Below are 24,449 nucleotides of genomic sequence, written 5' to 3' on the forward strand. Positions count from 1 at the left end.
CAACATATATTATTGATTTATATCAGTAATTTAATCTGTTTTTAGCGGATTTCTATGAACTGTCGCGGGCAAGAAATCAGGGAGGGGTGATCGAGAAGGCATTCTACCCCGTCTCTCGGCCTCTTCCCCAAGGCAGAGCCCGCCAATTATCTGGAGCAAGAAAATCACGTTATGGTGGTGTTTGTGAGCAATCGAGGCCGCTACGCGGTCGGGGTTCAAGTCGATAAGATTGGTTGCAGCCAGATGTCCGCTTCTGGCGCGAAGCGGAAGGCAGCAGTCGACCCTAAGCAGTCATGCCCTCCGATTTTTGGATTTGGGCTCCACCCGTTCGAAGATGATCTTGTACTCCGTGGAGCCACCTTCATCCTTCGGCGTTACAAGCAGATACAGGCGGTCGTTACGATATCCTACAGTGACGCGTACGTTCGTAGGGGGGCTGTTGGCGGTGATTGTCCATTTTCCCTCTCCCAATGCCAGCACGCCGCCAGTCTCAGGCTGTAGAGACGCCATCGCCCATCCTGCTTTACTGAAAATCGCAGTAGTCTCACCGTACTGGATGATCCGGATAGTCTCCGGCGCTCCTTCAGATTTTTGCCACTGTCCCTCAAACAATCGGTCAGCCGCATTGCCGGAGAGTGGGACTGCAAGGGGCGCAAGTAGGCCGACAAAGATCATCTTCCCGTAGAAGCGCGGCATGAGCTATTTTCCGTTGGAGCGGGGGCGCTTTGCCGCCCTCGGTTCGATGACCCCAGGCCAGAGAACGTTTTCGCGACGCGGAGGCCGCATCCGCTCTAGACAAGCGTGACGCCTCGCCACCCAAACACTTCCACTTTGACAAATCGCCATTTTGGGCGCATATCCCCAGCAATGGCCGCCTGCGCGATTTTCGCGCGGGCGGTTTTGCGTTTGAACGGCATTGTTTCTGCAATTCGTTCGCATCCGCACCGGTTTGGACATCGCACAGACGGAGGGAGAGAGATGAGCGGACAGGGCAACCTCACGGTTCGGAAGCTGGCATTCTGGAGCATCCCGATGTCGCTCGGCGTCATGGGGCTGAAGCTGGTGGCCTGGTGGGTCACCGGGTCGGTGGCGCTTTTGTCGGACGGGCTGGAATCGTCGGTCAACGTCGTTGCCGCCTTCATCGCCTTCTTCGTCATCCGCTACGCGCAGCGGCCGGCCGATCATGATCATCATTTCGGTCACCACAAGGCGGAATATCTTTCGGCCGTCACCGAGGGTGTCCTGATCGTCGTCGCGGCGCTGCTGATCGTCCAGGCGGCGGTCGGCCATCTCGCCAATCCGCGCATGCTCGATGCGCCGGTGCTCGGCCTTGCCATCAACTTTCTCGCCGCCGTGATCAATGCCGTTTGGGCGCAGACCCTGATCCGGACCGGGCGCAAGTATCGCTCGGCGGCGCTGACGGCCGATGGCCAGCATGTCATGTCCGACGTGATCACCTCCATCGGCGTTCTGATCGGCCTTGTTCTGGCGCTGGCGACGGGCTATGCGATCTTCGACCCGCTTCTCGCCATTCTCGTCGCCATCAACATCCTGTTTCAGGGCTGGAAGGTGATTTCGCATTCGATCGGCGGGCTGATGGACCAGGCGGTCGAGCCTCAGGAGGAGGAGGCGATCAAGCAGGCGATCGCCACCCATGCGACGGGCTCGCTCGGCGTGCACGACCTGAAGACCCGGCGCGCCGGCACCGTCACATTCGTCGATTTCCATCTTGTCGTGCCGGCCGCAATGTCTGTAAGGCAGGCGCACGATATCTGCGATTGCCTCGAGGATGCCATCCGCGCCGTGCATCCGGGCGCCAGCATCGCCATTCACGTCGAGCCGGAGGGCGAAACCGACCACGGCATCCGCGTCAAAGTCATCAAGGAGGCTTGAATGCCCAATACAGACGTCTCCAGCCTGTCCATGCTGGGAAAACAGACCGAAGCGCCGAGCTCGCCGGAAACGGCGGTGCTCGAGAAGGTGCCCGCCAGCAATGCCGGCACCGATTACGTCGTGCGCTTCACCGCGCCCGAGTTCACCTCGCTCTGCCCGATGACCGGGCAGCCGGATTTCGCCCATATCGTCATCGATTACATTCCCAACGAATGGCTGGTGGAATCCAAGGCGCTGAAGCTCTTCCTGCATTCCTTCCGTAACCACGGCGCCTTCCACGAGGACTGCTCGATCTACATCGCCAAGCGTATCGTCGAGCTGCTCGATCCGAAGTGGCTGAGGATCGGCGCCTACTGGTATCCGCGCGGCGGCATACCGATCGATGTGTTCTGGCAGACCGGCAAGCCGCCCGAGGGCGTATGGTTGCCCGACCAGGGGGTCGCGACCTATCGTGGTCGCGGCTGAAATCAATCGGCAGGCTTGGCGGGATCGGCGGGGAAACTCGCGCGGTCCATGCGCAACGGCCGCCTCTCGCTCCTGAGCCAGCCACGGATCAGGTTGCGGGCCCTGATGCCCTCGATCTTCAGCCTGAGCAGGTTCTTGCGCAGCTTGCCCGGCTTGAAGGCGCGGTCGATCGACTTGCGGATGAAGGCCGCCTTGTCGGCGCTGCCGTCGAGGAACTGCATCTGGATGACGGGGGCGGGCTCGATCTGGTAGGCTTTCAGCCAGGCGCGGTGCCAGATATAAGCGTCGAGCAGGCCGTAGGTTTCGGTATCCTTCAACATGCGCGCGGCGGCACCCGGACCGACGACATAGCCTGCCAGGCCAACCCGGTTCTGGAACACGCGCCGGGCGCAATAGATGCCGTCGGTCCAGAGCGGCCGTTTGGCCAGGATATGATCGCGCGGCGCGAATTCGAGATCATAGGCGATGTCGTCTGCGTCCGGGCGCGCCTCGATGCCGGCAAGGGCATCGACGATGCTTTCCGACAGCACCGCGTCGTCCTCAAGGATCAGCATGCGTTTTCCGCCGTCGATGACCCTGCGCCAGGCGATGCGATGTGAGGTGAAGCAGGCGATATCCTCGCGCAGCGTCGGGCTCGGCCAGCTGTTTGCCGCCTTCTGGCACTCCTCCGGCGTCAGGTCGCGGGCCTCGAAGGCATCGAGAAACTCGAAATCGAGGCCGAGCGCCTGCATCTGCCGCGTCTGAAAGCGCCGCCTGGTGTCCTCGGCCTTGCGGCTGATGATGAGGGTCTTCACTGCTGTCCCGCCCGATATGGTCTTCTGTTCGATGATCGGGGCGGACCTTACCGATGCGGCAAGCGCTTATCAATCGGCCGGCCCGCGCGCTCACCGAAACTTGCCATAGGCATATCCTATCCAGGCTAGGCGCTGGAGCTGTCGTCGCCGCCGAAGTCGGACTGATCGTCGAAGCCGTCGTCGCTGTTGTCGTAATCGGCCTGCTGGAGGCCGCTGTCGTCGTTGTCGTTGTCGTTGTTATCGGCGACCTGGCGCGTAGTGTCGGCGTCGCCGGAGGCCTGCTGGCCGCCGTCATTGCTATAATAGTTGTTGATGACGGTCTCTTCCGTGGGCGCGCTCGCGGGCGAGGCGCCGGAGCCGAGGCCGAGCGAGGCCATATGGTTGCCGCCGAAGATGCCGCTCAGCGAATTGGCAAGCAGCATGCCGCCGGCGACGCCGGCCGCGGTGCCGAGCGCGCCCTGCAGGAAGCTGCCGCCGGCCGATGGCGACGACATCTGCGGGTTCCAGGGGCCGGAAGGTTGCTGCTGCATGCGCGGGGCGGTGTCGAAGCCCTGGTTCTCGCGGATCTGTTGGCGCGGGGCGCTGCCCCAGGGGCCAGACACGCCTTCCGTCGGCGCTGGCTGTTGCCGCTGCTGCGGCGGCTGGCTGCTGCCGAAGATCGAGGAGAGAAAGCCGCCGCCCTGCTCGGCCTTGTGGCTGTCGCTCTGGTCCGCCTCCAACTGGCGGACGCGGTCCTCCAACTGCCTGATCCTGTCGGCGGCGGCCTCGAGGCCCTTCTCCTGCACGATCACGGCCTGGGCCAGATAATAGGCTGAATAGGGCTGCTCGCGGGTGCTTTGATCGACCAGCTGTTCGGCCTCGCGGTCGCGCGGGGTCGAGGCGGCGGTGCGGACGCGCTCGAAAAGGGCGGTCAGGAGTTGGCGTTCTTCGGGTGACATCGGCTGTCTCCTTTGCTGCGTGTTCGCATGCGGTTCCTGGGGGCGGGTCCGCATGGACGCTTGAGAAGGACGTAGGTGCGGATTGAGACTTTTCAAAGCCTCGACGGGTTACATTTCAGTAAGCCCGGCCTGCGAACATCCGGGCCTAAACCATATCTTCACCCGTTCCGTGGCTTGTCTTTTTCACGCATTGTTTTACGCATTGAGTCGCACTATGTGCGGGGAACCCGAATTTACGTGAGAGAGGTTCGAATGAACGACGAAGACCAGGACGACAAGACGAAGGAACTGCCGCTCGGCAAGGAAACGGAGGCGAACCTTTTCAAGTCGCGTTCCATCTTCATCTATGGACCGATCAACCAGGAACTGGCGCAGAAGGTCTGCTCGCAGCTCGTGGCGCTTGCCGCGCCAGCGACGAGGACATCCGCATCTACGTCAATTCGCCCGGCGGCCACGTCGAGTCCGGCGATTCGATCCACGACATGATCAAGTTCATCAAGCCGAAGGTCTGGATGATCGGAACCGGCTGGGTCGCTTCGGCCGGCGCGCTGATCTACGTCGCCGCGCCCAAGGAGCAGCGCCTTTGCCTGCCCAACACCCGCTTCCTGCTGCACCAACCCTCGGGCGGCACGCGCGGCATGGCGTCCGACATCGAAATCCAGGCACGCGAGATCATCAAGATGAACGAGCGCCTCAACAAGATCATGTCCGCCGCCACCGGCCAGCCCTACGAGAAGATCGCCGCCGACACCGACCGCGACTACTGGCTGTCGGCCGAGGAAGCCAAGGCCTATGGCCTGGTCTCGCGCATCGTGACGTCGCAGAGCGAAATCTGATCGAACGAGACGAAGCGCCCTCGGCTGCCGGACGGCGGGCGAGGGCGCTTTTTTTGTTTGTGGGGGTGCTTCAAGGTGCCCCTCATCCCGGCCTTGTGCCGGGAAGAGTCTTTCGCCGCGCGGACGCGCGTCGGCTGGATTCCCGCCACAAGGGCGAGAATGAGGGCAGTGGGTGTATCTGGCCTTGCGCCAAGGTTTGCGATACGGCTGCATGACGCGTCATCCTCGCCCCCGAGACCTTCTCATGCTTAAAGACTTCTCCGTGCAGGCCCTGTTCATGGGCGTCCTCACCGCTTTCGTCGGTTTCGCCAGTTCGTTCGCCGTCGTGCTGCATGGGTTGCAGGCGGTTGGGGCGAGCGAGGCTCAGGCGGCTTCGGGGTTGATGGCGCTGTCGGTCGCGCTCGGGATTTGCGCGATCGTGCTTAGCGCAACCTCCAGGCTGCCGATCAGCATGGCCTGGTCGACGCCGGGGGGCGCTTCTGGCTTCGACCGGGGTGGTCGAGGGCGGGTTCAATGCAGCGGTCGGGGCCTTCATCGTCTGCGCGCTTCTGATCGTCATCGCCGGGCTGTTTCGGCCGCTCGGGCGGGCGGTGGCGGCGATACCGGCGCCGCTGGCCAATGCGATGCTGGCGGGGGTGCTGATCGGGCTCTGCTTCGCGCCGGTCAAGGCGATCGGGTTCAATCCGCTGCTCGGGCTGCCGATCGTGCTTGCCTGGATCGTCGTCGGCGCGTTCAAGCGCCTGTGGGCGGTGCCGGCGGCGCTGGCGGCCTTCGTGCTGGTCGTGGTCTTCGGCGTCGATGTGCCCGAGGGCGCGCTCGATACGGTTCGCCAGTCGCTGGTGCCGACGGTCGAATTCGTCATGCCGGTGTTCAACGTGCCTGCCTTCGTGTCGATCGCGCTGCCGCTCTTCATCGTCACCATGGCCTCGCAGAATATTCCTGGCATCGCGGTGATGAAGGTCAATGGCTATGAGACCAAGCCCGGGCCGCTCTTTGCCTCGACCGGTTTCTTCTCGCTGCTCTCGGCCCCCTTCGGTGGCCATGCCGTCAATTTGGCGGCGATCACGGCTGCGATGTGCGCCGGACCGGACGCGCATCCCAATCCAAAGCGACGCTACTGGGCGGTCATCGTCTGCGGCGTCTGCTATCTGATCCTCGGGCCGCTCGCGGGTGCCGTGACCGCATCGGTGGCGCTCGCTCCGCCGATCCTGATCCAGGCGGTGGCGGGGCTGGCGCTGGTCGGCGCCTTCTCCGGCTCCGCCATGGCGGCCTTCCAGGCGCCCGATACGCGGGAAGCGGCTGCAATCACATTCCTGGTGACAGCGTCCGGCGTCTCCTTCGGCGGCATCTCCGGCGCCTTCTGGGGGCTGCTGGCCGGTGGGCTGATGATGGCGTTGCAGCGATTTGTGCAAACGCGGAAAAAATAGCCGGCCACTTGCCAGTTTTTCGCGCGGCGGCTATACAGGCCGGCATGAAGAGCACGGGCATCATGATTTCTGAGCAGATTGCACGCGGGCGTATCGCCCTGCGCGACAATACGCGCGCCCTGACCTCGCTTCTTCTCCTCGGCCTTACGCGCGGTTGCCGGGTCCGTTGAGGAGCGCCCGGCGGCCCAAAGCCTGCCGGCCATAGCTCCTCTTCACATATCCCAAAAATCGATCAACCGGACGCCTTGCGCCGGATTCGTCATCGCCAACAGGCAGGCCATGCGCTATGACGCGGCCAGATGACGGGAATAGGAAGAGAAGACATGGACACGAAGACCCGCTCCCACGGCATGCCTGACGCGGCGATGAAGTATCGCCCTTATCCGCAGGTCAACATCCCCGATCGCACATGGCCGACCAAGACGCTGACCAAGGCGCCGATCTGGTGCTCGGTGGATCTGCGCGACGGCAACCAGGCTCTGGTCGACCCGATGGGTCACGACCGCAAGGCGCGGATGTTCCAGCTGCTGCTCGACATGGGCTTCAAGGAAATCGAGATCGGCTTCCCGTCGGCCTCGCAGACCGATTTCGACTTCGCGCGCTGGTGTGTCGAGGAGGGCAACGTTCCCGACGACGTGTCGCTGCAGGTGCTGGTGCAGTGCCGTCCCGAGCTGATCACGCGCACCTTCGAGGCCTTGCAGGGCGCCAACAAGCCGATCGTTCACTTCTACAACTCGACCAGCGAACTGCAGCGGCGCGTGGTGTTCGCCAAGGACGTCAACGGCATCAAGCAGATCGCGGTCGATGCGGCGAAGATGATTTCCGACATGGCGGCAAAGGCCGGTGGCGGCTATCGCTTCGAATATTCGCCGGAGAGCTTCACCGGCACCGAACTCGACGTGGCGCTGGAGATCTGCAATGCGGTCATCGAGGTGATGAAGCCGACGCCCGACAACAAGCTGATCATCAACCTGCCGTCGACCGTCGAAATGGCGACGCCGAACATCTATGCCGACCAGATCGAATGGATGTGCCGCAATCTCGACAATCGCGAGAACCTGATCATCTCGCTGCACCCGCATAACGACCGCGGCACCGGCATCGCCGCCGCCGAGCTGGCCTTGCTGGCGGGCGCCGACCGTGTCGAGGGGACGTTGTTCGGCAATGGCGAGCGCACCGGCAATGTCGACGTGGTGACGATGGCGCTCAACATGTTCACGCAGGGTGTGGATCCAGAAATCGACTGCTCGGATATCGTGCGCATGAAGGACGTGTTCGAATATTCCAACCAGATGCCGATCGGCGAGCGCCATCCTTACGTCGGCGAACTGGTCTATACGGCTTTCTCCGGCTCGCACCAGGATGCGATCAACAAGGGCATGAAGGCGATCAAGGTCGCCAACCACCCGGTCTGGGAAGTGCCGTATCTGCCGATCGATCCGCAGGACGTCGGGCGTAGCTACGAGGCGATCATCCGCATCAATTCGCAGTCGGGCAAGGGCGGCATCGCCTATATCCTGCAACAGGATTACGGCCTCAACCTGCCGCGCAACCTGCAGGTGGAGTATCGCGAGGAGATCCAGCGGATCACCGACGAAGAGGGCAAGGAACTGCCGTCGAAGCGGATCTACGACCACTTCATCGAGCGCTACGTGACGCAGCCGAAGGGCCGCATCAAGTTCGTCGATCACCAGACCTTCGCCGATCCCGAGCGCCGTGGCGTTCGCGTGGTTTCCGCCGAGATCACCGACAATGGCGTGACGAAGACGATCGAAGGCCGCGGCAACGGCCCGATCGACGGCTTCATCAATGCGCTCTCGGAGTATCTCGGGGTCGAGATGGCGGTGCAGGATTATTCCGAACACTCGCTGCAGCACGGTTCGAACGCCTCGGCGATCTCCTACGTCGAGACGTCCTATCCCGGCGGCAAGCTCTTCGGCGCCGGCATCAGCACCAATATCGTCGGCGCGTCGCTGGAAGCGATCGTCTCGGCGGCGAACCGGGTGCTCGACGTGAAGGCCGGCAAGGCTTGATCGGCGGCTGCTTGGCGGCCTCATTCCCATCGTTTCCTCATCCCGGCCTTGTGCCGGGATCCAGCCGACGCGCGTCTGTGCGGCGAAAATAGTCTTTTGCGATCAAGGACTTGATCGCGCTGGATCCCTGTGACGAGCACAGGGATGAGGGTGGAGAGGTTTGCGGCGAGACACTAGGCGGCGAGCACGTTGACCGCCACCGTTGACGGCACCTTGCCGTCAAATCGCGGTGGCGATCTGCATGGCGAGTTGGCTGAGGGATGCGTCGGAGGAGGGGCCGATCAGCATGTAGGAGGTGCCGGCATTGTGCCAGGTGACAAGGCCGATCTCATCGCGGATGGTTTCCTTGAAATCCTCAGCATCGTCGGGCTGGTTGTCCTTGCGGAAGGCGATGGTGGCCAGATCGCCGTCGTTGCTGGTGTAGATCAGCTGACCGACGGGGCGGTTGCCGGCGAGCGTCACGCGTGCGCCCTGGAAGGTCCATCCCTCGGCCACCAGATCGGGGACGCGGAAGGCGACGCCGACGGACGTCGTCAGCCAGGTGGAGATTTCCTCCGGCTGCGTGGCCGGGACTTCGAAGATATGGCGCGGCTGGCGGGCGAGCAGCCGCTGGTTGGCCAGCATGTCGCCCAGCCACTCCGTGGCGTCGTTGGCCTGCTGGGCGGCATCGACGGCCTGCGCCGTCTGCGCGGCGGTCTGGCCGGTGCCGACGATATAGCCGATGCCGCAGCCGGCGATGAGGAGCACGATGGCGCCGACCAACGCCTGGAGACCCGTCGGCGCGAATTTGAACGGCTGGCGCGAAACGCGCGGCGCGACGGCCGCCTTGGGCGGCTGCACGCTCTTGATCGAGCGCACCAGCGCCAACGGAACCGGTTCCTTCAGGATGTCTTCGAGCCGGCGCTTGCCGAAATCGGCCCCGTGGCGCAGCTTGTCGAATATCCGCCGCGCGCCGTCGTCGGTTGCCAGGCGCTGTTCCAGCTCATGCTTCTGCTCGGGCGTCGTCTCGCCGTCGAGGAGGGCGGTCAGCTGGGCGTCGAGCGGCAGTTTCTTGAAATCGGGCAAATCAGAACCTGTGGGAGTGGTCGTCGGCGAGGCTGGCGAAGTGCATTTTCGCCTGCGCCAGCTGCGACATGATGAGGGTGGGGGCGACGCCCATGATGTCGCCGGCCTGCTGGTAGCCATGCCCTTCGATCGAAACCAGCAGGAAGGCGCTGGCGATGCCATCGGGCATGTCCGATATCATCCGGTGGATCGCGTCGGAATCGACGATGGCGGCGCGGTCGCGCGTGGCCGTGCGAATGTCGGTGACGTTGGTCTTGTTGACGGCGTGCGGCCTGCGCCTGCGGTGATCCTCGGCCCATTGCTGGCGCATCAGCGTGTAGACCCAGCTGTCGAGCCGGCCTTCGCCCTGCCACTGGCTGCTCTTGGCGATCGCGCGCTGACAGGCGACCTGGACGAGTTCGTCGGCGCCCGCCGCATCACCCGCGAGCGTCATCGCGAACCGCCGCAACCGAGGCAGAAGCCCCACGAGATCGCGTCTGATATCGATGGTCGTCACAGGTTGACGCATGGTTTTCCCAAGATGAATGCCGGGTATCGTAAGCCTTTACCCGGCGCAGGTGCGAATTATCTCTTCTCTGTGTCCTTTATGAAACAAGTCGCCGCTGCTTCGCAAGCAAAAGGCCGCTTATCTCACGGGTTCCCAAAGCTTTTTTCCGGGTGATCCGGCAGGCTCAATAGGTTCTGTAGCCGTTGAGCGACTGCAGAAGCGAGCGATAGGCCCAGCTGTTCTCGCCGCCACGGTCGCGGATCTCGACGAGCTGAACGCGCGCGCCCTCGACATCACCCTGTTCCATCAAAGCCTGGCCCATATATGACCGCGCGAGAATATAATTCTCGTCCGCCTGCAGTGCCTTGCGATAATAGGACATCCCAAGCTCCATCCGGCCGGCCTTGCGGTTGGCGTAGCCGAGGTAATTCAGGATGCGCGGATCATCCTGGTTACGGGCGAGCTTCAGCACCGTGATGGCGGTGTCGTACTGGCCGGCATAGGAGAATTCGCGGGCGGCCCTGTAGAGATCGTCGTCGTTGAAGCTCTGCTTGTTCGGCGTGACGCATTCCTTCTTCTTCTTGTCCCAGACCTTGCCGCCGGTGCACTTCGTCGTGGTTTGGGTCTTCGGCGGCGGCTTGGTTTCGTCGGTCTCCTCGCCGGCGGCGAAGGCAGTGGCCGAGAAGCTCAGCGCGAGGCAGCCGGCGAGCGCCAGGCCGCGCAGCGTGGGGATCGTGGATGGCATGCGACATCTCCTGGTATGGATCGCTAATATAGCGAGTGTACGCCTAGATCCGGAAATACCAAGAGGCGACGGGGTCCGATCGGTGGTTTTTCGCCGTCTTCGCGCGGTGATTCAACTTGCCGCGAAACTGATTCCGGAAACGCCGCTAAAGCCTGAAGATATCGACGCTTTCCGGGTTGATGTCGTCGCCCGACGGGCTGAGGCTGAAACGTTCGCCCTTCAGGCTCCAGGCGCCGGGGGAGCCGTCGATGCTGAAAAGATTGTATGCGGCGGGCGGCTTGGAGCCGCCGGGACCCTGCGAGCCGGAGGCGATGCCGACGACCGGGACCGGTCCGGTCTGGCCGCGCAGCCAGTGTACCGTGTTCAGGTGCGTGTGGCCATGCAGCACGAGTTCGGCGCCGCCGGTGGAGATGACGGCCGCGAAACGTCTAATGCCGATCATGCGCTTGTGGAAGGAGGTGGCGCCACGGATCGGCGGATGGTGGATCATGACGACGCGAAACAGCCCGGCTTCGCCGGCGGCGCGCAGCATGTTCACGGTCTCGCGGGCCTGTCTTTCGCCGAAGAAGCCGCTGGCGGCGAAGGGCGGGGTCGCAACCGCCGTCGAGCAGCCGACGATCGCCACTTTGTCGCGAATGCGCAGATAGGGGAAGATGTGCTTGTTTTCCTGCCATTCGGCGGGGGCGAGGTCGCCGCAGACGTTGTGATACCACGCGCGCATCGACTTTTCGTAGGCGCCGGGCACATAGGCATCGTGATTGCCGGGAACGACGGAGTAATCCCTGGGATCGCCGAGTTCGCGCAGCCAGCCGGCCGCGGCGCGGATCTCGAGGCCGCTCGCGAGATTGACGAGATCGCCCGTAATCGCCAGGTGATCCGGCTGCCTTTCGCGGATATCGTCGAGCAGGAGATCCAGCGTGCCGCCGAAAAGGTGCTTGCGCCGATTGCGATGCCAGTTCACAAAGCCGGTGATACGCTTGGAAAAGAGTTCGCGGAACGAGAGATGGGGCAGCGGGCCGAGATGGATGTCTGAGATGTGCGCGAGCTTGAACATGGGTGCACACATAGCTCACGGCCGCCGTATTTCAAACACATCTCCTCGCACATCTGCTTGAACGGATTGATGGAATTGGAAGACGCGTGAAAGAAATCCGCCATTGGCAATCGCGCCTCATGATGCGCGTGGTCCATTTTTACTTCGCCTGGGCGCGTGGAATGACCATGGGCGTGCGCGCCGCCTGCTTCGATGACAGGGGCTACGTGTTTCTCGTGCGGCACAGCTACGTGCCCGGCTGGCACATGCCGGGCGGCGGCATCGAACGCAACGAGACGGCCGAGGACGCGCTGGTCAAGGAACTGCGCGAGGAGGGCAATCTGGTGATTGTCGGACGGCCGGCGCTCGTGCAGGTCTACTTCAACAAGGCGGCGACGCGGCGCGACCATGTCGTGTTCTACCGCGCCAATGTGCGGCAGACGGCACCGAGGGCGCCTGACCGCGAGATCGTCGAATGCGGTTTCTTCGCGCTCGACGCGCTCCCTGAGGGAACGACGGGGTCGACCCGCCGTCGTCTTGCCGAAATCGCCGGCGAGCAGCAGCCCGACCAGGTCTGGTAGGCCGGGCCGGATTGCCTTTGCTTAGGCGGCGGCGCGTTCGCCGCGGCCGTGCGGGCGGTCGAGATCCTGCGCCGGGCCCACGGGGACGATACCCGTCGGGTTGATCGTCTTGTGGCTGCGGTAGTAGTGGTCCTTGATGTGACGGAAGTCGACCGTCTCCTTGATGTCAGGCGTCTGGTAGAGATCGCGCAGATAGGCCGAGAGGTTCGGATAATCGGCGATGCGGCGGATATTGCACTTGAAGTGGCCGACATAGACAGGGTCGAACCGCACCAGCGTGGTGAAAAGCCGCCAGTCGGCCTCGGTCAGCCGGTCGCCGAACAGATAGCGGCCCTTGCCGAGGCGATCTTCCAGCATGTCGAGCGTTTCGAAGAGCGTGACCACGCTTTGCGAATAGGCGTCCTGCGTGGTGGCGAAGCCGGCCTTGTAGACGCCGTTGTTGACGGTGTCGTAGATAAGCGCGTTCAGGTCGTCGATCTCGCCGCGAAGGTCGTCGGGGTAGAAATCGGCGGTCGAGCCGGTCAGCGCGTCGAAGGCGCTGTTGAACATGCGGATGATCTCGGCCGACTCGTTGCTGACGATGGTGTCGGTCTTCCTGTCCCACAGAACGGGCACGGTGACGCGGCCGGAATAATGCGGATCGGCCTTCACGTAGATGTCGGACAGCGTCCTGGCGTTAAACAGCGGATCGCCGGTGGCGCCGTCGCCGACATTGAATTCCCAGCCTTTTTCCAGCATCAGCGGATCGACGACGGAAACCGTGATAAGGTCCTGCAGCCTTTTCAGCTTGCGGAAAATCAGCGTGCGGTGCGCCCAGGGACAGGCAAGCGATACGTAGAGATGATAGCGCCCGGCCTCGGCCTTGAAGCCTGCCTTGCCCGACGGACCGGCGCCGCCATCCGGCGTGATCCAGTTGCGGAACTGCGAGGCGGCGCGCTTGAAGTGACCCTTGGTCTCCTTCGTATCGTACCAGACGTCCTGCCACACGCCGTCGACCAGCATACCCATGGTGTCTACTCCTTCGATCCTTCGTTGCCCTTGTAGATATCGCGTTCGGGCCGAATTTGCAGTGGGACAATGATTGAACAGTGCGTCACGCGCCGATTGGGCATCGCTCCGCGACTGCTACTTGACGATCAAGGCCGCGATCAGCGCGCGCAGCGCCGGCGGCGACTGGCGGCGGCTCGGGTGATAGAGGTGGAAGCCCGGGAAGGGCGGGCACCAGTCGTCGAGCACCTGCACCAGCGCGCCGGAGGCAATCTCGTCGGCGACGTCGTGCTCCATCAGATAACCGAGCCCGACGCCTTCTCGCACGGCGGCTGCCGGAAGCTCGCCGTCGTTGACGACGAGCGGGCCGCTGGTGCGGATCTTGATCTCCTTGCCGTCCTTTTCGAACTCCCAGGGGAGCAGCCCGCCGGAGGTCGTCAGGCGGTAGCCGATGCAGGCGTGGCGCTCGAGATCATAGGGCGTCTCGGGCGGCGGGATGCGGGCGAAATAGGCGGGCGTGCCGACGACGACGGTGCGCAATTCCGGCCCGACGCGCACCGCGATCATATCCTTGTCCACCGTTTCCCCAAGGCGGATGCCGGCGTCGAAGCCTGAGGTTACGATATCCGTCAGCCCGTCCTCGATGATCACCTCGACGCGGATATCGGGGTGGGCGAGCAGGAAAGCCGGAAGTTTCGGCACCAGCACCATTCTGGCGGCATAGGCGAAGGTGGTGATGCGGACCGTGCCGGACGGGTTGTCGCGCCATTCGGCCAGCGCTTCCAATCCGCCTTCGATATCCGCAAGCGCGGGGTTGAGCGATTGCAGAAGCCGCTCTCCGGCCTCGGTCGGCGCCACGCTGCGGGTGGTGCGGGCAAGCAGGCGGACGCCAAGCCGCTCCTCCAGTGCGCGCATCGCGTGGCTGAGTGCCGAGGGCGACATGCCGAGGACGGCTGCTGCGCGCGTAAAGCTGCGCTCGCGGGCGACGGCGGCGAAGGCGAGGAGATCGTTGAGTGTTCCGCGTTCCATTGCTGCAACTTGCTCACAAGTTCATGCGGCCGGCAACCGCTAATCCCGTGGCTCGTGTCGGCCTAGATGGTGGGGTGTGAACAAGGAGCACGGATATGGACCTTACCAGTTATCGCACCCTCGGCCGCTCGGGACTGATCGTCAGCCCGCTGGCGCTCGGAACCATGACCTTCGGCGCCGGGCGATGGGGCGCCAACGAGCAGACCTCGCGGGTGCTGTTCGACGCCTATGTCGATGCCGGCGGCAATTTCATCGACACGGCCGACATCTATTCGGCGGGGCAGAGCGAGGAGATGCTCGGTGCGTTCCTGGCCGATAGCGGACGGCGCGACCGGCTGGTGATTGCCACCAAGTCCGGATTTCCACGCGGCCAGGGCACGCCGCTCTGGGGCGGCAACGGCGCGAAGAACATCCGTCTCGGCATCGAGGGATCTCTGGAGCGGCTGCGCACCGACTATATCGACATGTACTGGATGCATGTCTGGGACCAGACGACGCCGGCCGATGAAGTCCTGCAGACGCTTGCCGATGCCGTGCGGGCCGGCAAGATCCTGCATTACGGATTCTCCAATACGCCGGCCTGGTATGTGGCGCGGATCGCGACGCTTGCCGAGGCGCACGGGCTGCCGAAGCCGATCGGCCTTCAATACGCCTATTCGCTGATCGATCGCGGCGTCGAACTCGATCTCATGCCTGCCGGCGCAGAGTTCGGCCTTGGAATGGTGCCCTGGAGCCCGCTTGCGGCGGGCCTGCTGACGGGGAAATACGGTCGGGAAATGCTGGCCGAGGCCGGGCGCGCCACGGCCTTGCCCGACAAAACCTCGGAGACATCGGAGAGCGGCAGCGACGGCCGGCTCAACGGCGACAATCCGTTCGGCGGCATGCTGTTTACCGAGCGCAATTTCGATGTGGTCGATGTCGTCATCTCGGTCGCGGCGGAGACAGGCCGCTCGGCGGCCGAGGTGGCGCTTGCCTGGGTGGCGCGGCGCGCCGGCGTTTCCTCGGTGCTGATCGGCGCCAGCCGGATGGAGCAGCTGCAGCAGAACATCGCTTCGCTGGATGTAGAGCTCGACGAGGCGATGCTGGAGCGGCTGGAGCAGGCGAGCGCGCTGCCGCTGCTCAACCCCTATTTCATCTTCCAGATGCCGACCAGCCGGCTGTTCGGCGGCCAGACGGTCGAGCGCTGGCCGAGGGGGTGATTCCAGCCGCCATCGCCGTTTCCGCGGCGGTGGCCTCCTGCGTGACGTTTTCCCGTAGACGACCGATTTTTTTCCTGCTATCGGCCTTTCCACGATTTCAGGAACCCGATTGATGTCCGCATACAGAACCCTGCGACGACGCTGATGCTCCCGAACGCCCAAGGGCGTGTTCGAGAACCCATCATTTTGTCTATCCGGTTTCTGTCTCTTCATGCACAAGCACGATCTGGTCTACCTCACTGAGGACGCGTCGCACGACGCCGCTATCGAACACATCAACGAAGAAGCATTCGGCCCAGGCCGGCACACGCGCGCCGCCGCTCGCATCCGCGAGCAGGGGCCGCATGATCTCGCGCTGTCCTTCATCTGCGCCGATGACGGCGAGACGATCGCTTCCGTTCGGATGACGCCCGTCATGGCCGGCGACGTGCCCGGCCATCTGCTCGGCCCGCTTGCCGTTCGCCCCTCGCACAAGAACCGCGGCATCGGCCGGGAACTGGTGCGGATCGCGGTGGAGGCGGCCAAGCGCAAGGGGTCGCAAGCCGTCATCCTCGTCGGCGATCCGCCCTATTACGGGCCGCTCGGCTTCGAGAAGGTGGCCTATAACGCGCTGACCTTTCCGGGGCCGGTCGATCCGGGCCGGGTGCTGGTGGTGCCGCTCGGCGCGGACGTGCATGGCCGGCTGAAGGGCACGATCGGCTGGCGCAGATAGGCCATCTGTTCTATTGAGCTATGACAAGGACCGTGCTTTTCGTGGTTTTTCGCAGGGCTTGAGGGGGAGAAGGCATGGGTCGCATTTCAATCGACGAGGCGCTCGATCGCGCCGGGACCGGACCGTTCCAGCGGCGGCTTCTCGGCATTTTCGGTCTCGTCTGGACGGCGGATGCGATGCAGGTGCTGGCGGTCGGCTTCACCGCCGCGTCGATCGCCGCGAGTTTCGGGCTGACGGTGCCGCAGGCGCTGCAGACGGGCACGCTGTTCTTCCTTGGGATGCTGATCGGCGCCTACGCCTTCGGCCGGCTGGCCGACAGGGTGGGGCGGCGCAACGTGCTGTTGCTGACGGTCGCCTGCGACGCGGTGTTCGGGGCGCTTTCGGTCTTCGCGCCGAGTTTCACCATCCTGCTCGCTCTCAGGTTTCTCACCGGCGTGGCCGTCGGCGGCACCCTGCCGGTCGACTATGCGATGATGGCGGAATTCCTGCCGTCGAAAAGCCGTGGCCGCTGGCTGGTGGCGCTCGAGGGGTTCTGGGCGATCGGAACGCTGATCGTGGCGCTTGCGGCATGGGCGGCCAGCGTCGCCGGGGTCCAGGATGCGTGGCGCTACATCTTCGCGGTGACGGCGCTGCCGGCGATCCTCGGGCTCGGCCTGCGGCTGTTCGTGCCGGAATCGCCGCTTTACCTGCTGCGCGGCGGTCGCGGCGAGGAGGCGAAGACGACGATCAACCGGGTGCTGGTGGCCAACGGCAAGCCGGCGCTCGGCGCCGACGAAGAGCTGGTGTCGCCGCCGCATGCGGCCTCCGAAGGCGTCTTTTCGGGCGCGCTTCGCCGCCGCACGGCGATGATCCTGGTGATCTGGTTCCTGGTGTCGGTCTCCTATTACGGCGTCTTCACCTGGATGCCGGCGAAGCTCGCGGGCGATGGCTTCGGCTTCGTGCGGGGCTATGGCTTCCTTGTTTTCGTGGCGCTGGCGCAGATCCCCGGCTACGCGCTCGCCGCCTACGGTGTCGAGGCCTGGGGCCGCAAGCCGACGCTGATCGGCTTCTGCCTGCTGTCGGCGGCGGGGTGCCTGCTGTTCGTCGTCTCCGGGGTCGATATCATGGTCGGCGCGTCGCTTCTGATCATGAGTTTCGCGCTGCTTGGGACATGGGGCGCGCTCTATGCCTATACGCCGGAACTCTACCCGACCGCGGTGCGGGCGACCGGCATGGGCACGGCGGGCGCCGTTGCGCGGCTCGGCGGACTTCTCGCGCCGTCGCTGATGGCGCTGGTCGTTTCCGAAGGGCTTGGGGTTGCGATCGGCCTCTTCGCCGGCTTCCTCGTCGTCTCGGCGCTGGCGGCGGTGGCGATCGATTCAGAGACCCGTCAGGCGTCGATCGCCTGAGGGGCAGGCTTTCTTGTTGTTTGCGTGCCGTAATGCCATATTGAACGAGAACGGAGGATCGAGGCGCGTGGGCGACAGCGAGACGGCAAGAATGCTGGCGATGATGGAAGCCATGTTCAATGGCCAGAAGCGGACCTTGGGCATGGTCGAAGCCGCCATCGACAAGTTTAGCACGGTCGAGACCGAGATCTCTAAGCTCAATCGCAAAATGAACAGTTTGCACGAGCTCGCGCTTCGGCATCACAGCGAGACGTCAGGTCGGCTTGAGGCGATCTCGACGAGGCTTGAAGAGACCGAAAGGCTTCTCGACGACCGCGCCCATGACCTCAAGCGGATGCAGATCGATGTGGTCGGGCAGTACAATGAGGTGCTGACAGCCTTGCGCGATGCATCGCATGCCTCTCGCATCGCGGAAGAGGTTCAGTCGCGACTGACTGAGGTCGAGGCCAAGATCGCTCATCTCTAAAGCGGGCGACAGGCTCCGCTATTCAGCGCCGGTCCGACACGGCCCAGGCGTCAGCGTCTTGCGCAAAAACGTGCGCGTGCGGCCCTTCGGGAATTCCGGCAGTTCGCCGAAGATCTCGTATCCCTGTTTCCGATAGGCTTGGAGCGCCTTTGGGCTGAAGGTGTCGATCCAGGCGCCGTGGCAGCCGCGGGTGGCTGCTTCCTGTTCGGCCATCGAGAGAAGCCTTCCGGCGAGGCCGGTGCCGCGATGGTTTTCGGGGATGAACAGCAGCTGCGTGAAGAGCCAGCCCCAGGCTGTGTAGCCGGAGAGGCCGCCTAGCACCGTTCCCTCCTCGTCGCGGATCAGCACCGCCAGCGTCCGGCGATCGGCCGGGCCGACATCGGCGTGGTTGAAGGCGGTGAGGCTCTCGCCGATGACCGCGAGGTCATCGGGGGAGGGCGTGGCGGTCAGTTCGAGTTGCGGCATCGGGTCAGCGACCCTCGCGCCACCACATGGCGCCGAAGGCAAGCAGCAGGATGCCGACGCCGGCAAAGCCCGCGAAGAGCGGCAGCGTGTTGATGCCCTTCAGCACCGTCTCGTTGGTCAGGCGGATCTGCATGCGGTCGTCGTCGGCGACACGGATCTGGCCGCGCACCGGCAGGATCGGCGGGATCGTGACGTTGCCGTCCTCGCTGGAGACCCGGGTGACGAGGCCCCTGGTCTTGTCCGATATCGGCTTCAGCACATCGGGCGTCGAGATCATTGCCTTGAATTCCGGCGCATCGACGGCGCCGACATGCACCATCGTGCTCATCTCGCCGTTGCGGATCTCGAAGAGACCGATTTCGTCCATGCGTTTCTCGGCCTTGAAGAGGCCGGGCTCGGACTGGACGAGCGGCAGCGTCTCGGTCTTGCCCGAGGGGTAGCGGACGGTGGCGTTGCCGGGATTGTCGCCGATGGTCTGGCGGGTGATCTCGAGCGTGCGGCCGGAAGCGCGCGCGGTCAGCGCCTCTTCTTCCAGAGCCGGTTCCTTCATCAGCCAGTGGGCCATGCGGCGATAGAGCGATACGTGCGGACCGCCGCCTTCGAAGCCGCGCGCCCAGAGCCAGCCCTGATCGGACAGGAGCATGGCGACGCGACCCTGGCCGGCGCGGTTGAGCACCAGCAGCGGGTTGTTGTCGGCGCCGACCATGACCGTATCGCCCTGAGGCTTTTCGACGCCGACGCTGCGGAACCAGCGGCCCCACCGCGGCGGCTCTTCGGTGGAACCATCAAGGCCACGGGTGACGGGGTGCTTCTTTCCGATGTCGGAGAGGCGGGGATAGAACGCTTTTTCGATCATCTCGCCGGTGGGCGCGGCGGGCAGCACGGAGGAGAGCGGCGTCAGCGCGATCGAGATCCGGACCGGCCTGTTCCGGACCCGCCGCGATCAGCAGCGCGCCGCCGTTTTGGACATATTGCGCGATGTAATCGTAATAGAGGATCGGCAGCACGCCGCGATGCTGGTAGCGGTCGAAGATGATCAGGTCGAAGTCCTTGATCTTGTCGACAAAGAGCTCGCGCGTCGGGAAGGCGATCAGCGACAGTTCGTTGATCGGCGTGCCATCCTGCTTTTCCGGCGGACGCAGGATGGTGAAGTGCACGAGATCGACGGATGCGTCGGATTTCAACAGGTTGCGCCAGGCGCGCTCGCCAGCGTGCGGTTCGCCGGAGACCAGCAGCACGCGCAGGTTCTGGCGGATGCCGTCGATGACGTGGACGGCGCGATTGTTGGCTTGCGTCACCTCTCCCGGCAGAGCCGCCACGGAGAATTCCAGCACGTTGCTGCCGCCGCGCTCGACCTTGAAGGAGAAGGGTGTGTCGCGACCGGGTGTTGCCTGCAGCGTCGCGATCTCGTTGCCGTTCAGCTTGACCGTGACGTCGGCGGTGCCGCCGGGGCTCGGGCCATCGTCGAAGACGCGCAGCACCAGTTGCTGCTCTTCGTTGACGATGCCGAAGCGCGGCGCCTTGATCACCTCGATGCGGCGGTCGAACTCCTTGGCCTTGCCGGTGATGAGACCGTGGATCGGGGCGTCGAAGCCGAGCGCCTGATTGACGCCGGGCACGTCGTGGATCTGGCCGTCGCTGATCATGATGGCGCCGCCGATGCGGGCGGGCGGAACGTCGGCGACGGCGGCCGACAGAGCGTTGAAGAGGCGTGTCGAGGGCGCGTCGGAATCTTCCGGCTCGGTGGCATCGACATAGCGTGCCTCGACGTTCGGGAAGCGGGCCAGACGGTCCTTGAGCTGCGCCAGCGCGTCGTCGGTCATCTTGACGCGCTCCGGCGTCTGCTGGCTCTGGCTGCGGTCGACGATGACGGGGACGATCGTCGAGAGCTGTTCGCGATCCTCCTGCATCAGAAGCGGATTGGCGAGCGCGGCGAGCAGGGCCAGGGCGGCGATGCTGCGTATCCAGGCGCCGCGTACGCCCCTGAAGATAGCGAGCGCGGCGATGGCGACGACGATGACGGCGAGGCCTGCCAGAAGCGGCCAGGGGATGAAGGGCGCGAAATCAACCGTCATGTCACTGCCCCAGCCGTTCGAGGAGGGCGGGGATATGGACCTGGTCGGTCTTGTAGTTGCCGGTGAGCATATACATCATGATGTTGACGCCGCTGCGATAGGCATATTCGCGCTGCGCCTCGTCCGGGGGGACGGTGGGAAGGATCGGGACGCCATTGTCGTCCACGGCCCAGGCGCCGGCGAAATCGTTGCCAGTGATGAGGATCGGCGAAACGCCGTCGGCCGTTGCCGCCGACTTGGCGTTGCCGGAGCGGTTGTCCTGACGCGCCTCGATCCAGAGCGGGCTGCCGGCATAGCGGCCGGGGAAGCTCGACAGAAGGTAAAAGGACTTGGTCAGCACGTGATCGGAGGGAACCGGCTCCAGCGGCGGTATGTCGAGATTGGCGAGGATCTGCTGCAGGCGCTCGCCATTGGGGCTGGTGCCGCCGCTGTTGTCGAGGGCGCTGAACTGGTCGCGGGTGTCGAAGAGCACGGTGCCGCCAGAGCGCATGTAGGCGTCGATCCGGTTGATCGAGGCGGCCGACGGCATGGGCGCGGTGGCCGAGATCGGCCAGTAGATGATCGGATAGAAGGCGAGCTCGTCCTTGGTGATATCGAGGCCGACGGGAGCGGACGGTTCGAGCGTGGTGCGGAATGTCAGATATTGCGTGAGACCCTCGAGCCCGCGCTCGGAGATGCGGTCGACCTCGGGCTCGCCGGTGACGACATAGGCAAGGTGGGTGTTGTCGAGCCGCTGGAAGATCTGGTCATCGCCGGGCTTGCTGTCGTCGGCGCGCGACTGGCCGGGCTGGACGAGGAAGGCGGCGCCGGCCGCCACCGCGATCATCGCCGCCGTGCGCGCGGCTGGGCGCAGGCGCGAGAAGGCGCCGCTCATGAGCATGACGATCAGGCTATCGGCGAGCAGGAGCAGGAAGGCGATGAGGAAGAGCGAGGGTTTGGCCGACCATGTCTCGCCGCCGATCAGGCCCTCGCGCACCAGCGTCACGCCCGAGGCGTCGAGGGGCTTGAGTTCGGCGTTCTGGGGCAGGACGTTCAAGGCGGTGAACCCTTCTTCGGAGCCGTAGAGGCCCGGCGGATTTTCGAAGCCGGCCACGGGGGCGGCCTTGGCGTTCTGGATCAGCGGCCGCGCGGCGCCGGTTTCGGTGGTGAGCGCGCCCTTGGCGGTCAACAGCCGGAAGGGCGGCAGCGCGTCTGCGGTCGTCGCGCCGCCGGATTGCGAGGTGACGCCGCCGGACCGCGACAATTGCACGATGCGGCGCAGCATCTCGACGAAATTGCCCGAGATCGGAAGATCCGACCAGGTGGCCTCGGCGCTGACGTGGAAGAGCACGATGCGGCCGGCGTTCATCGGCTTCACGGTCACCAGCGGCGTGCCGTCGGCGAGGCTTGCCCATGTGCGTTCCGCCAGGTCCGGCGTCGGCTCGGCCAGCACCTGGCGCTTCACCGTGACGTCGGTCGGGCGCGCCATGCCGGCGAAGGGGCCGAAATTGGGGAATTCGGCCAGCGGCTGCGGCTCGGCCCAGGACAAGGCGCCGCCGAGCGCGCGTTCGCCCTGGCGCAGCGTGACCGGAACCAGCGGATCGTCGGCGGGGGCGGCGGCCAGGCGCGGGCCGGCGAAGCGGATCAGCGTGCCGCCATTGTTGATCCAGCGCTGCAGCGGCTCGTAGGTCTCCTGCGGCAGGCGGCCGATATCGGCCATGACGATGACCGAGGGGTTCTGCGCCAGAAGATCGGGGATGGAGGTGGCGAGATTGGTGGCGTTCGGCTCGATCAGATCGGCATAGGGCTGCAGGGCGCGCTGGATGTAGTAGAGCGGCGACAGCAGCGGCTGCAGGCTGTCGCTTGCCTCGCCCGACAAGAGCACGACGCGGCGGCGCTTGAAGCCGTCGTCGAGAAGCTGGACGGCACCGGCCGTCGGGTGATTGTCGATGCTGACGCGGGCGAAGTCGTTGCGCATCTCGAAGGGCGCCGTGATCGAGCCCGATGCCACGGACTGGCCGGGCTGGAAAGAGACGGAGCCCGAGGCGATGGCGCGGCCCTGCGCGTCCTGGGCGGTCAGCGGCAGGGTGGCGGCGGAGGCGCTGTCGAGGCGTGTGGCCGTGACGGTCATGGCGTCGGCGGCGTTGTTGGCGTCCGTTATCGCCACGGTTTGCGTCGCGTCGGAGGCGATCAGCCGAAGCTGCGCCGGCTGCAGGTCGGCCAGCTGGCGAACGGTGGCGTCGTTGTCGTTCGCGGCGGCGCCGTCGGTCAGGAAGGCGAGCGTGCCGGGCTTGACGCCGTCAAGCGCCGCGCGCAACGCCACGAAGGCGCGCTGGCGGTCGGGCACCAGCGGCCGCGGTTCGGCGGCGCGGAGCCTCTCGCGGGCAACGGCTGCGGTGCCGGCGAGCGCATCGTTGCTCGGGTCGGCGGTAAAGGCGATGGATACCGGCAGGCTTGCCGAATCCGCGTCGTCGATCAGCGCCTCGGCGGTCTGAACGCGGCGTTCCCAATCGGGTGCGGTCGCCCAGCCATTGTCGATGAAAAGCACGAGCGGACCGCCCGGGGCGATCGAACTCGCGCGCGGATTGAACACCGGATCGGCGATGGCGAGAATGACGGCGGCGGCGAGAAGCATGCGCAGCAGCGTCAGCCACCAGGGGCTCTGCGCCGGCGTTTCCTCGCGTTTCAGCACGGTGGCGAGGATGCGCAGCGGCGGGAAGACTTCGGCCTTCGGGCGCGGCGGGGTCAGGCGCAGCAGCCACCAGATGACGGGAAGCGCCACGAGGGCGCCGAGAATGGCCGGATAGGCGAAGGCGAAGGGAAGCGCGCTCACAGCTGGCCTCCTTGCGTTGCCTTGCCGGGCAAGCTGGCCTTGCCGGGCAAGCTCGTCTTGCCGGGCATGCCGGACAGATGCATGTGGACGGCGACCAGCGCCTCGGAGGCGAGGTGATCGGTGCGGTGGCTGATGAAGGTCCAGCCGAGATGGCGCAGGCTCTGGCCAAGGCCGTCGCGGCGGCCGAGATAGGCGCGCGTATAGGCTTCGCGGATATTTTCGGCGCGGCCGGAGGTGAGCTTCGAGCCGGTCTCGGGGTCGGTGAACTCGGTGCGGCCGGTATAGGGGAACAGCTCCTCGGCGGGATCGGCCACCTCGATGACGTGGCCGCGCAGGCCGCGCCGGGCGAGCGGGCCGATGCGGGCCATCACGGCGCCGGCATCGTCGAGGAAATCGCCGATCAGCACGAGGTCGCTCGAGCCGCGGATCATCGCGGTATCCGGCAGGCCGCCGGTGAGCGGCGCGTGCATCAAGGCCACCGCCAGCCGTTCGGCGGCGTTGCGGGCGGAGATCGGCTCCATGACGCCGGGGCAGCCGACGCGCTCGCCCGAGCGGGCGAGGATTTCGGCGAGCGCCAGCATGATGACCAGCGCGCGGCTTTCCTTGGAGGCGTTGCCGAAGGTCGACTTGTACATCATCGACGGCGACATGTCGGCCCAGAGCCATATCGTGTGGGCGGCTTCCCACTCGCGGTCGCGGATATAGGTGTGGTCGTCGCGAGCCGAGCGGCGCCAGTCGATGCGCGCCAGGCTTTCGCCTTCGCTATAGGGCCGGAACTGCCAGAAATTCTCGCCGATCCCACGCTTGCGGCGGCCGTGCCAGCCGGCGATCACGGTGTTGGCGATCCGCTTGGCCTCGACGAGGCAATCCGGCAGCAGGCTGGCGCGCTGCCTTGCTCGTGCAAGGGCATCGCTGCCTGGGGTCGGAGTGACGGTCTGTCCGATCGATGCCACGCGTGAGGCTTCCTTCCTGATCCTTGTTGGCCTGATCCTTGTCGGCCTGATCCTGTTCGCTCAGCC

At 64.9% G+C, this 24,449-nt stretch carries 20 protein-coding genes and 3 pseudogenes; 10 read left to right on the forward strand and 13 right to left on the reverse strand.

What is annotated here, in order from left to right; genetic code table 11:
* Window positions 1-291: 291 nt before the first annotated feature.
* On the reverse strand, window positions 292-696 hold the full coding sequence (locus P3R82_RS13015; protein WP_283194141.1) for a hypothetical protein: 405 nt from the start codon (window positions 694-696) through the stop codon (window positions 292-294).
* 282 nt (window positions 697-978) lie between these two features.
* On the opposite strand from P3R82_RS13015, the gene emfA reads away from it, so the two are divergent.
* Together emfA and queF are read left to right on the forward strand one after the other, a co-directional pair.
* Window positions 979-1,893 (forward strand): CDF family cation efflux transporter EmfA, encoded by a 915-nt coding sequence (emfA, locus tag P3R82_RS13020; protein ID WP_283194142.1) that lies wholly within the window; start codon window positions 979-981, stop codon window positions 1,891-1,893.
* Window positions 1,894-2,358 carry a preQ(1) synthase gene (queF, locus tag P3R82_RS13025; RefSeq protein ID WP_283194143.1) on the forward strand — a complete coding sequence of 155 codons (465 nt, stop codon included), beginning with the start codon at window positions 1,894-1,896 and terminating at the stop codon, window positions 2,356-2,358. It abuts the gene before it with no gap.
* A gap of 2 nt (window positions 2,359-2,360) precedes the next feature.
* Here the strand turns inward: queF and P3R82_RS13030 are convergent, their stop codons facing one another.
* Window positions 2,361-3,152 carry a glycosyltransferase family 25 protein gene (locus P3R82_RS13030; RefSeq protein WP_283194144.1) on the reverse strand — a complete coding sequence of 264 codons (792 nt, stop codon included), beginning with the start codon at window positions 3,150-3,152 and terminating at the stop codon, window positions 2,361-2,363.
* Between the two features lie 125 nt (window positions 3,153-3,277).
* Window positions 3,278-4,090 carry a DUF2076 domain-containing protein gene (locus tag P3R82_RS13035; protein WP_283194145.1) on the reverse strand — a complete coding sequence of 271 codons (813 nt, stop codon included), beginning with the start codon at window positions 4,088-4,090 and terminating at the stop codon, window positions 3,278-3,280.
* A gap of 252 nt (window positions 4,091-4,342) precedes the next feature.
* Between P3R82_RS13035 and P3R82_RS13040 the strand changes: the two are divergent.
* The 3 genes and pseudogenes from P3R82_RS13040 to leuA all read left to right on the forward strand — a co-directional run bounded on the left by P3R82_RS13040 (window position 4,343) and on the right by leuA (window position 8,386).
* Window positions 4,343-4,926 (forward strand): annotated as a pseudogene (locus P3R82_RS13040) (ATP-dependent Clp protease proteolytic subunit).
* 244 nt (window positions 4,927-5,170) lie between these two features.
* Window positions 5,171-6,353: pseudogene (locus tag P3R82_RS13045) on the forward strand (benzoate/H(+) symporter BenE family transporter).
* A gap of 323 nt (window positions 6,354-6,676) precedes the next feature.
* The gene (gene leuA, locus P3R82_RS13050; RefSeq protein WP_283194146.1) at window positions 6,677-8,386 is read left to right on the forward strand and encodes a 2-isopropylmalate synthase; all 1,710 of its coding nucleotides are present in this window, start codon (window positions 6,677-6,679) and stop codon (window positions 8,384-8,386) included.
* A 219-nt stretch (window positions 8,387-8,605) separates the two neighbouring features.
* Here the strand turns inward: leuA and P3R82_RS13055 are convergent, their stop codons facing one another.
* The 4 genes from P3R82_RS13055 to P3R82_RS13070 all read right to left on the reverse strand — a co-directional run bounded on the left by P3R82_RS13055 (window position 8,606) and on the right by P3R82_RS13070 (window position 11,737).
* Window positions 8,606-9,451: an anti-sigma factor gene (locus tag P3R82_RS13055; RefSeq protein ID WP_283194147.1), complete on the reverse strand. Its 846-nt coding sequence runs from the start codon at window positions 9,449-9,451 to the stop codon at window positions 8,606-8,608.
* A 1-nt stretch (window position 9,452) separates the two neighbouring features.
* Window positions 9,453-9,959: an RNA polymerase sigma factor gene (locus P3R82_RS13060; protein WP_283194148.1), complete on the reverse strand. Its 507-nt coding sequence runs from the start codon at window positions 9,957-9,959 to the stop codon at window positions 9,453-9,455.
* Between the two features lie 163 nt (window positions 9,960-10,122).
* Window positions 10,123-10,683, reverse strand: a complete 561-nt coding sequence (locus tag P3R82_RS13065; protein ID WP_283194149.1) for a tetratricopeptide repeat protein — start codon at window positions 10,681-10,683, stop codon at window positions 10,123-10,125.
* Between the two features lie 145 nt (window positions 10,684-10,828).
* Window positions 10,829-11,737 carry a metallophosphoesterase gene (locus tag P3R82_RS13070; RefSeq protein ID WP_283194150.1) on the reverse strand — a complete coding sequence of 303 codons (909 nt, stop codon included), beginning with the start codon at window positions 11,735-11,737 and terminating at the stop codon, window positions 10,829-10,831.
* A gap of 122 nt (window positions 11,738-11,859) precedes the next feature.
* Between P3R82_RS13070 and P3R82_RS13075 the strand changes: the two genes are divergently transcribed.
* Entirely contained in the window at window positions 11,860-12,297 is a 438-nt protein-coding gene (locus P3R82_RS13075) for an NUDIX domain-containing protein (RefSeq protein ID WP_283196335.1), read from the forward strand.
* A 21-nt stretch (window positions 12,298-12,318) separates the two neighbouring features.
* On the opposite strand, the gene P3R82_RS13080 is transcribed toward P3R82_RS13075, so the two are convergent.
* Together P3R82_RS13080 and P3R82_RS13085 are read right to left on the reverse strand one after the other, a co-directional pair.
* Window positions 12,319-13,305 carry a glutathione S-transferase family protein gene (locus P3R82_RS13080; RefSeq protein ID WP_283194151.1) on the reverse strand — a complete coding sequence of 329 codons (987 nt, stop codon included), beginning with the start codon at window positions 13,303-13,305 and terminating at the stop codon, window positions 12,319-12,321.
* Window positions 13,306-13,422: 117 nt separating this feature from the next.
* Window positions 13,423-14,313 (reverse strand): LysR family transcriptional regulator, encoded by an 891-nt coding sequence (locus tag P3R82_RS13085; RefSeq protein WP_283194152.1) that lies wholly within the window; start codon window positions 14,311-14,313, stop codon window positions 13,423-13,425.
* A 95-nt stretch (window positions 14,314-14,408) separates the two neighbouring features.
* Between P3R82_RS13085 and P3R82_RS13090 the strand changes: the two genes are divergently transcribed.
* The 4 genes from P3R82_RS13090 to P3R82_RS13105 all read left to right on the forward strand — a co-directional run bounded on the left by P3R82_RS13090 (window position 14,409) and on the right by P3R82_RS13105 (window position 18,078).
* Window positions 14,409-15,512, forward strand: coding sequence for an aldo/keto reductase (locus P3R82_RS13090; RefSeq protein WP_283194153.1), 1,104 nt, complete (start codon window positions 14,409-14,411; stop codon window positions 15,510-15,512).
* Between the two features lie 211 nt (window positions 15,513-15,723).
* The gene (locus P3R82_RS13095; RefSeq protein WP_283194154.1) at window positions 15,724-16,224 is read left to right on the forward strand and encodes an N-acetyltransferase; all 501 of its coding nucleotides are present in this window, start codon (window positions 15,724-15,726) and stop codon (window positions 16,222-16,224) included.
* Between the two features lie 74 nt (window positions 16,225-16,298).
* Window positions 16,299-17,612 (forward strand): MFS transporter, encoded by a 1,314-nt coding sequence (locus P3R82_RS13100; RefSeq protein WP_283194155.1) that lies wholly within the window; start codon window positions 16,299-16,301, stop codon window positions 17,610-17,612.
* A 67-nt stretch (window positions 17,613-17,679) separates the two neighbouring features.
* Complete coding sequence (locus P3R82_RS13105) at window positions 17,680-18,078, forward strand: hypothetical protein (RefSeq protein ID WP_283194156.1); 399 nt, start codon at window positions 17,680-17,682, stop codon at window positions 18,076-18,078.
* 18 nt (window positions 18,079-18,096) lie between these two features.
* On the opposite strand, the gene P3R82_RS13110 is transcribed toward P3R82_RS13105, so the two are convergent.
* From P3R82_RS13110 to P3R82_RS13125, 4 genes and pseudogenes are all read right to left on the reverse strand, one after another.
* A complete protein-coding gene (locus tag P3R82_RS13110) occupies window positions 18,097-18,543 on the reverse strand; it encodes a GNAT family N-acetyltransferase (protein ID WP_283194157.1) in 447 nt (148 codons plus the stop codon).
* Between the two features lie 4 nt (window positions 18,544-18,547).
* Window positions 18,548-20,618 (reverse strand): annotated as a pseudogene (locus P3R82_RS13115) (hypothetical protein).
* Between the two features lies 1 nt (window position 20,619).
* The gene (locus P3R82_RS13120; RefSeq protein WP_283194158.1) at window positions 20,620-23,430 is read right to left on the reverse strand and encodes a DUF4159 domain-containing protein; all 2,811 of its coding nucleotides are present in this window, start codon (window positions 23,428-23,430) and stop codon (window positions 20,620-20,622) included.
* Window positions 23,427-24,383, reverse strand: a complete 957-nt coding sequence (locus tag P3R82_RS13125; protein WP_283194159.1) for a DUF58 domain-containing protein — start codon at window positions 24,381-24,383, stop codon at window positions 23,427-23,429. The genes P3R82_RS13120 and P3R82_RS13125 overlap by 4 nt, the downstream gene beginning before the upstream one ends.
* Between the last annotated feature and the right edge of the window lie 66 nt (window positions 24,384-24,449).

It is taken from the genome of Rhizobium sp. AN80A, from assembly GCF_030053015.1.
Taxonomy (GTDB): domain Bacteria; phylum Pseudomonadota; class Alphaproteobacteria; order Rhizobiales; family Rhizobiaceae; genus Rhizobium; species Rhizobium metallidurans.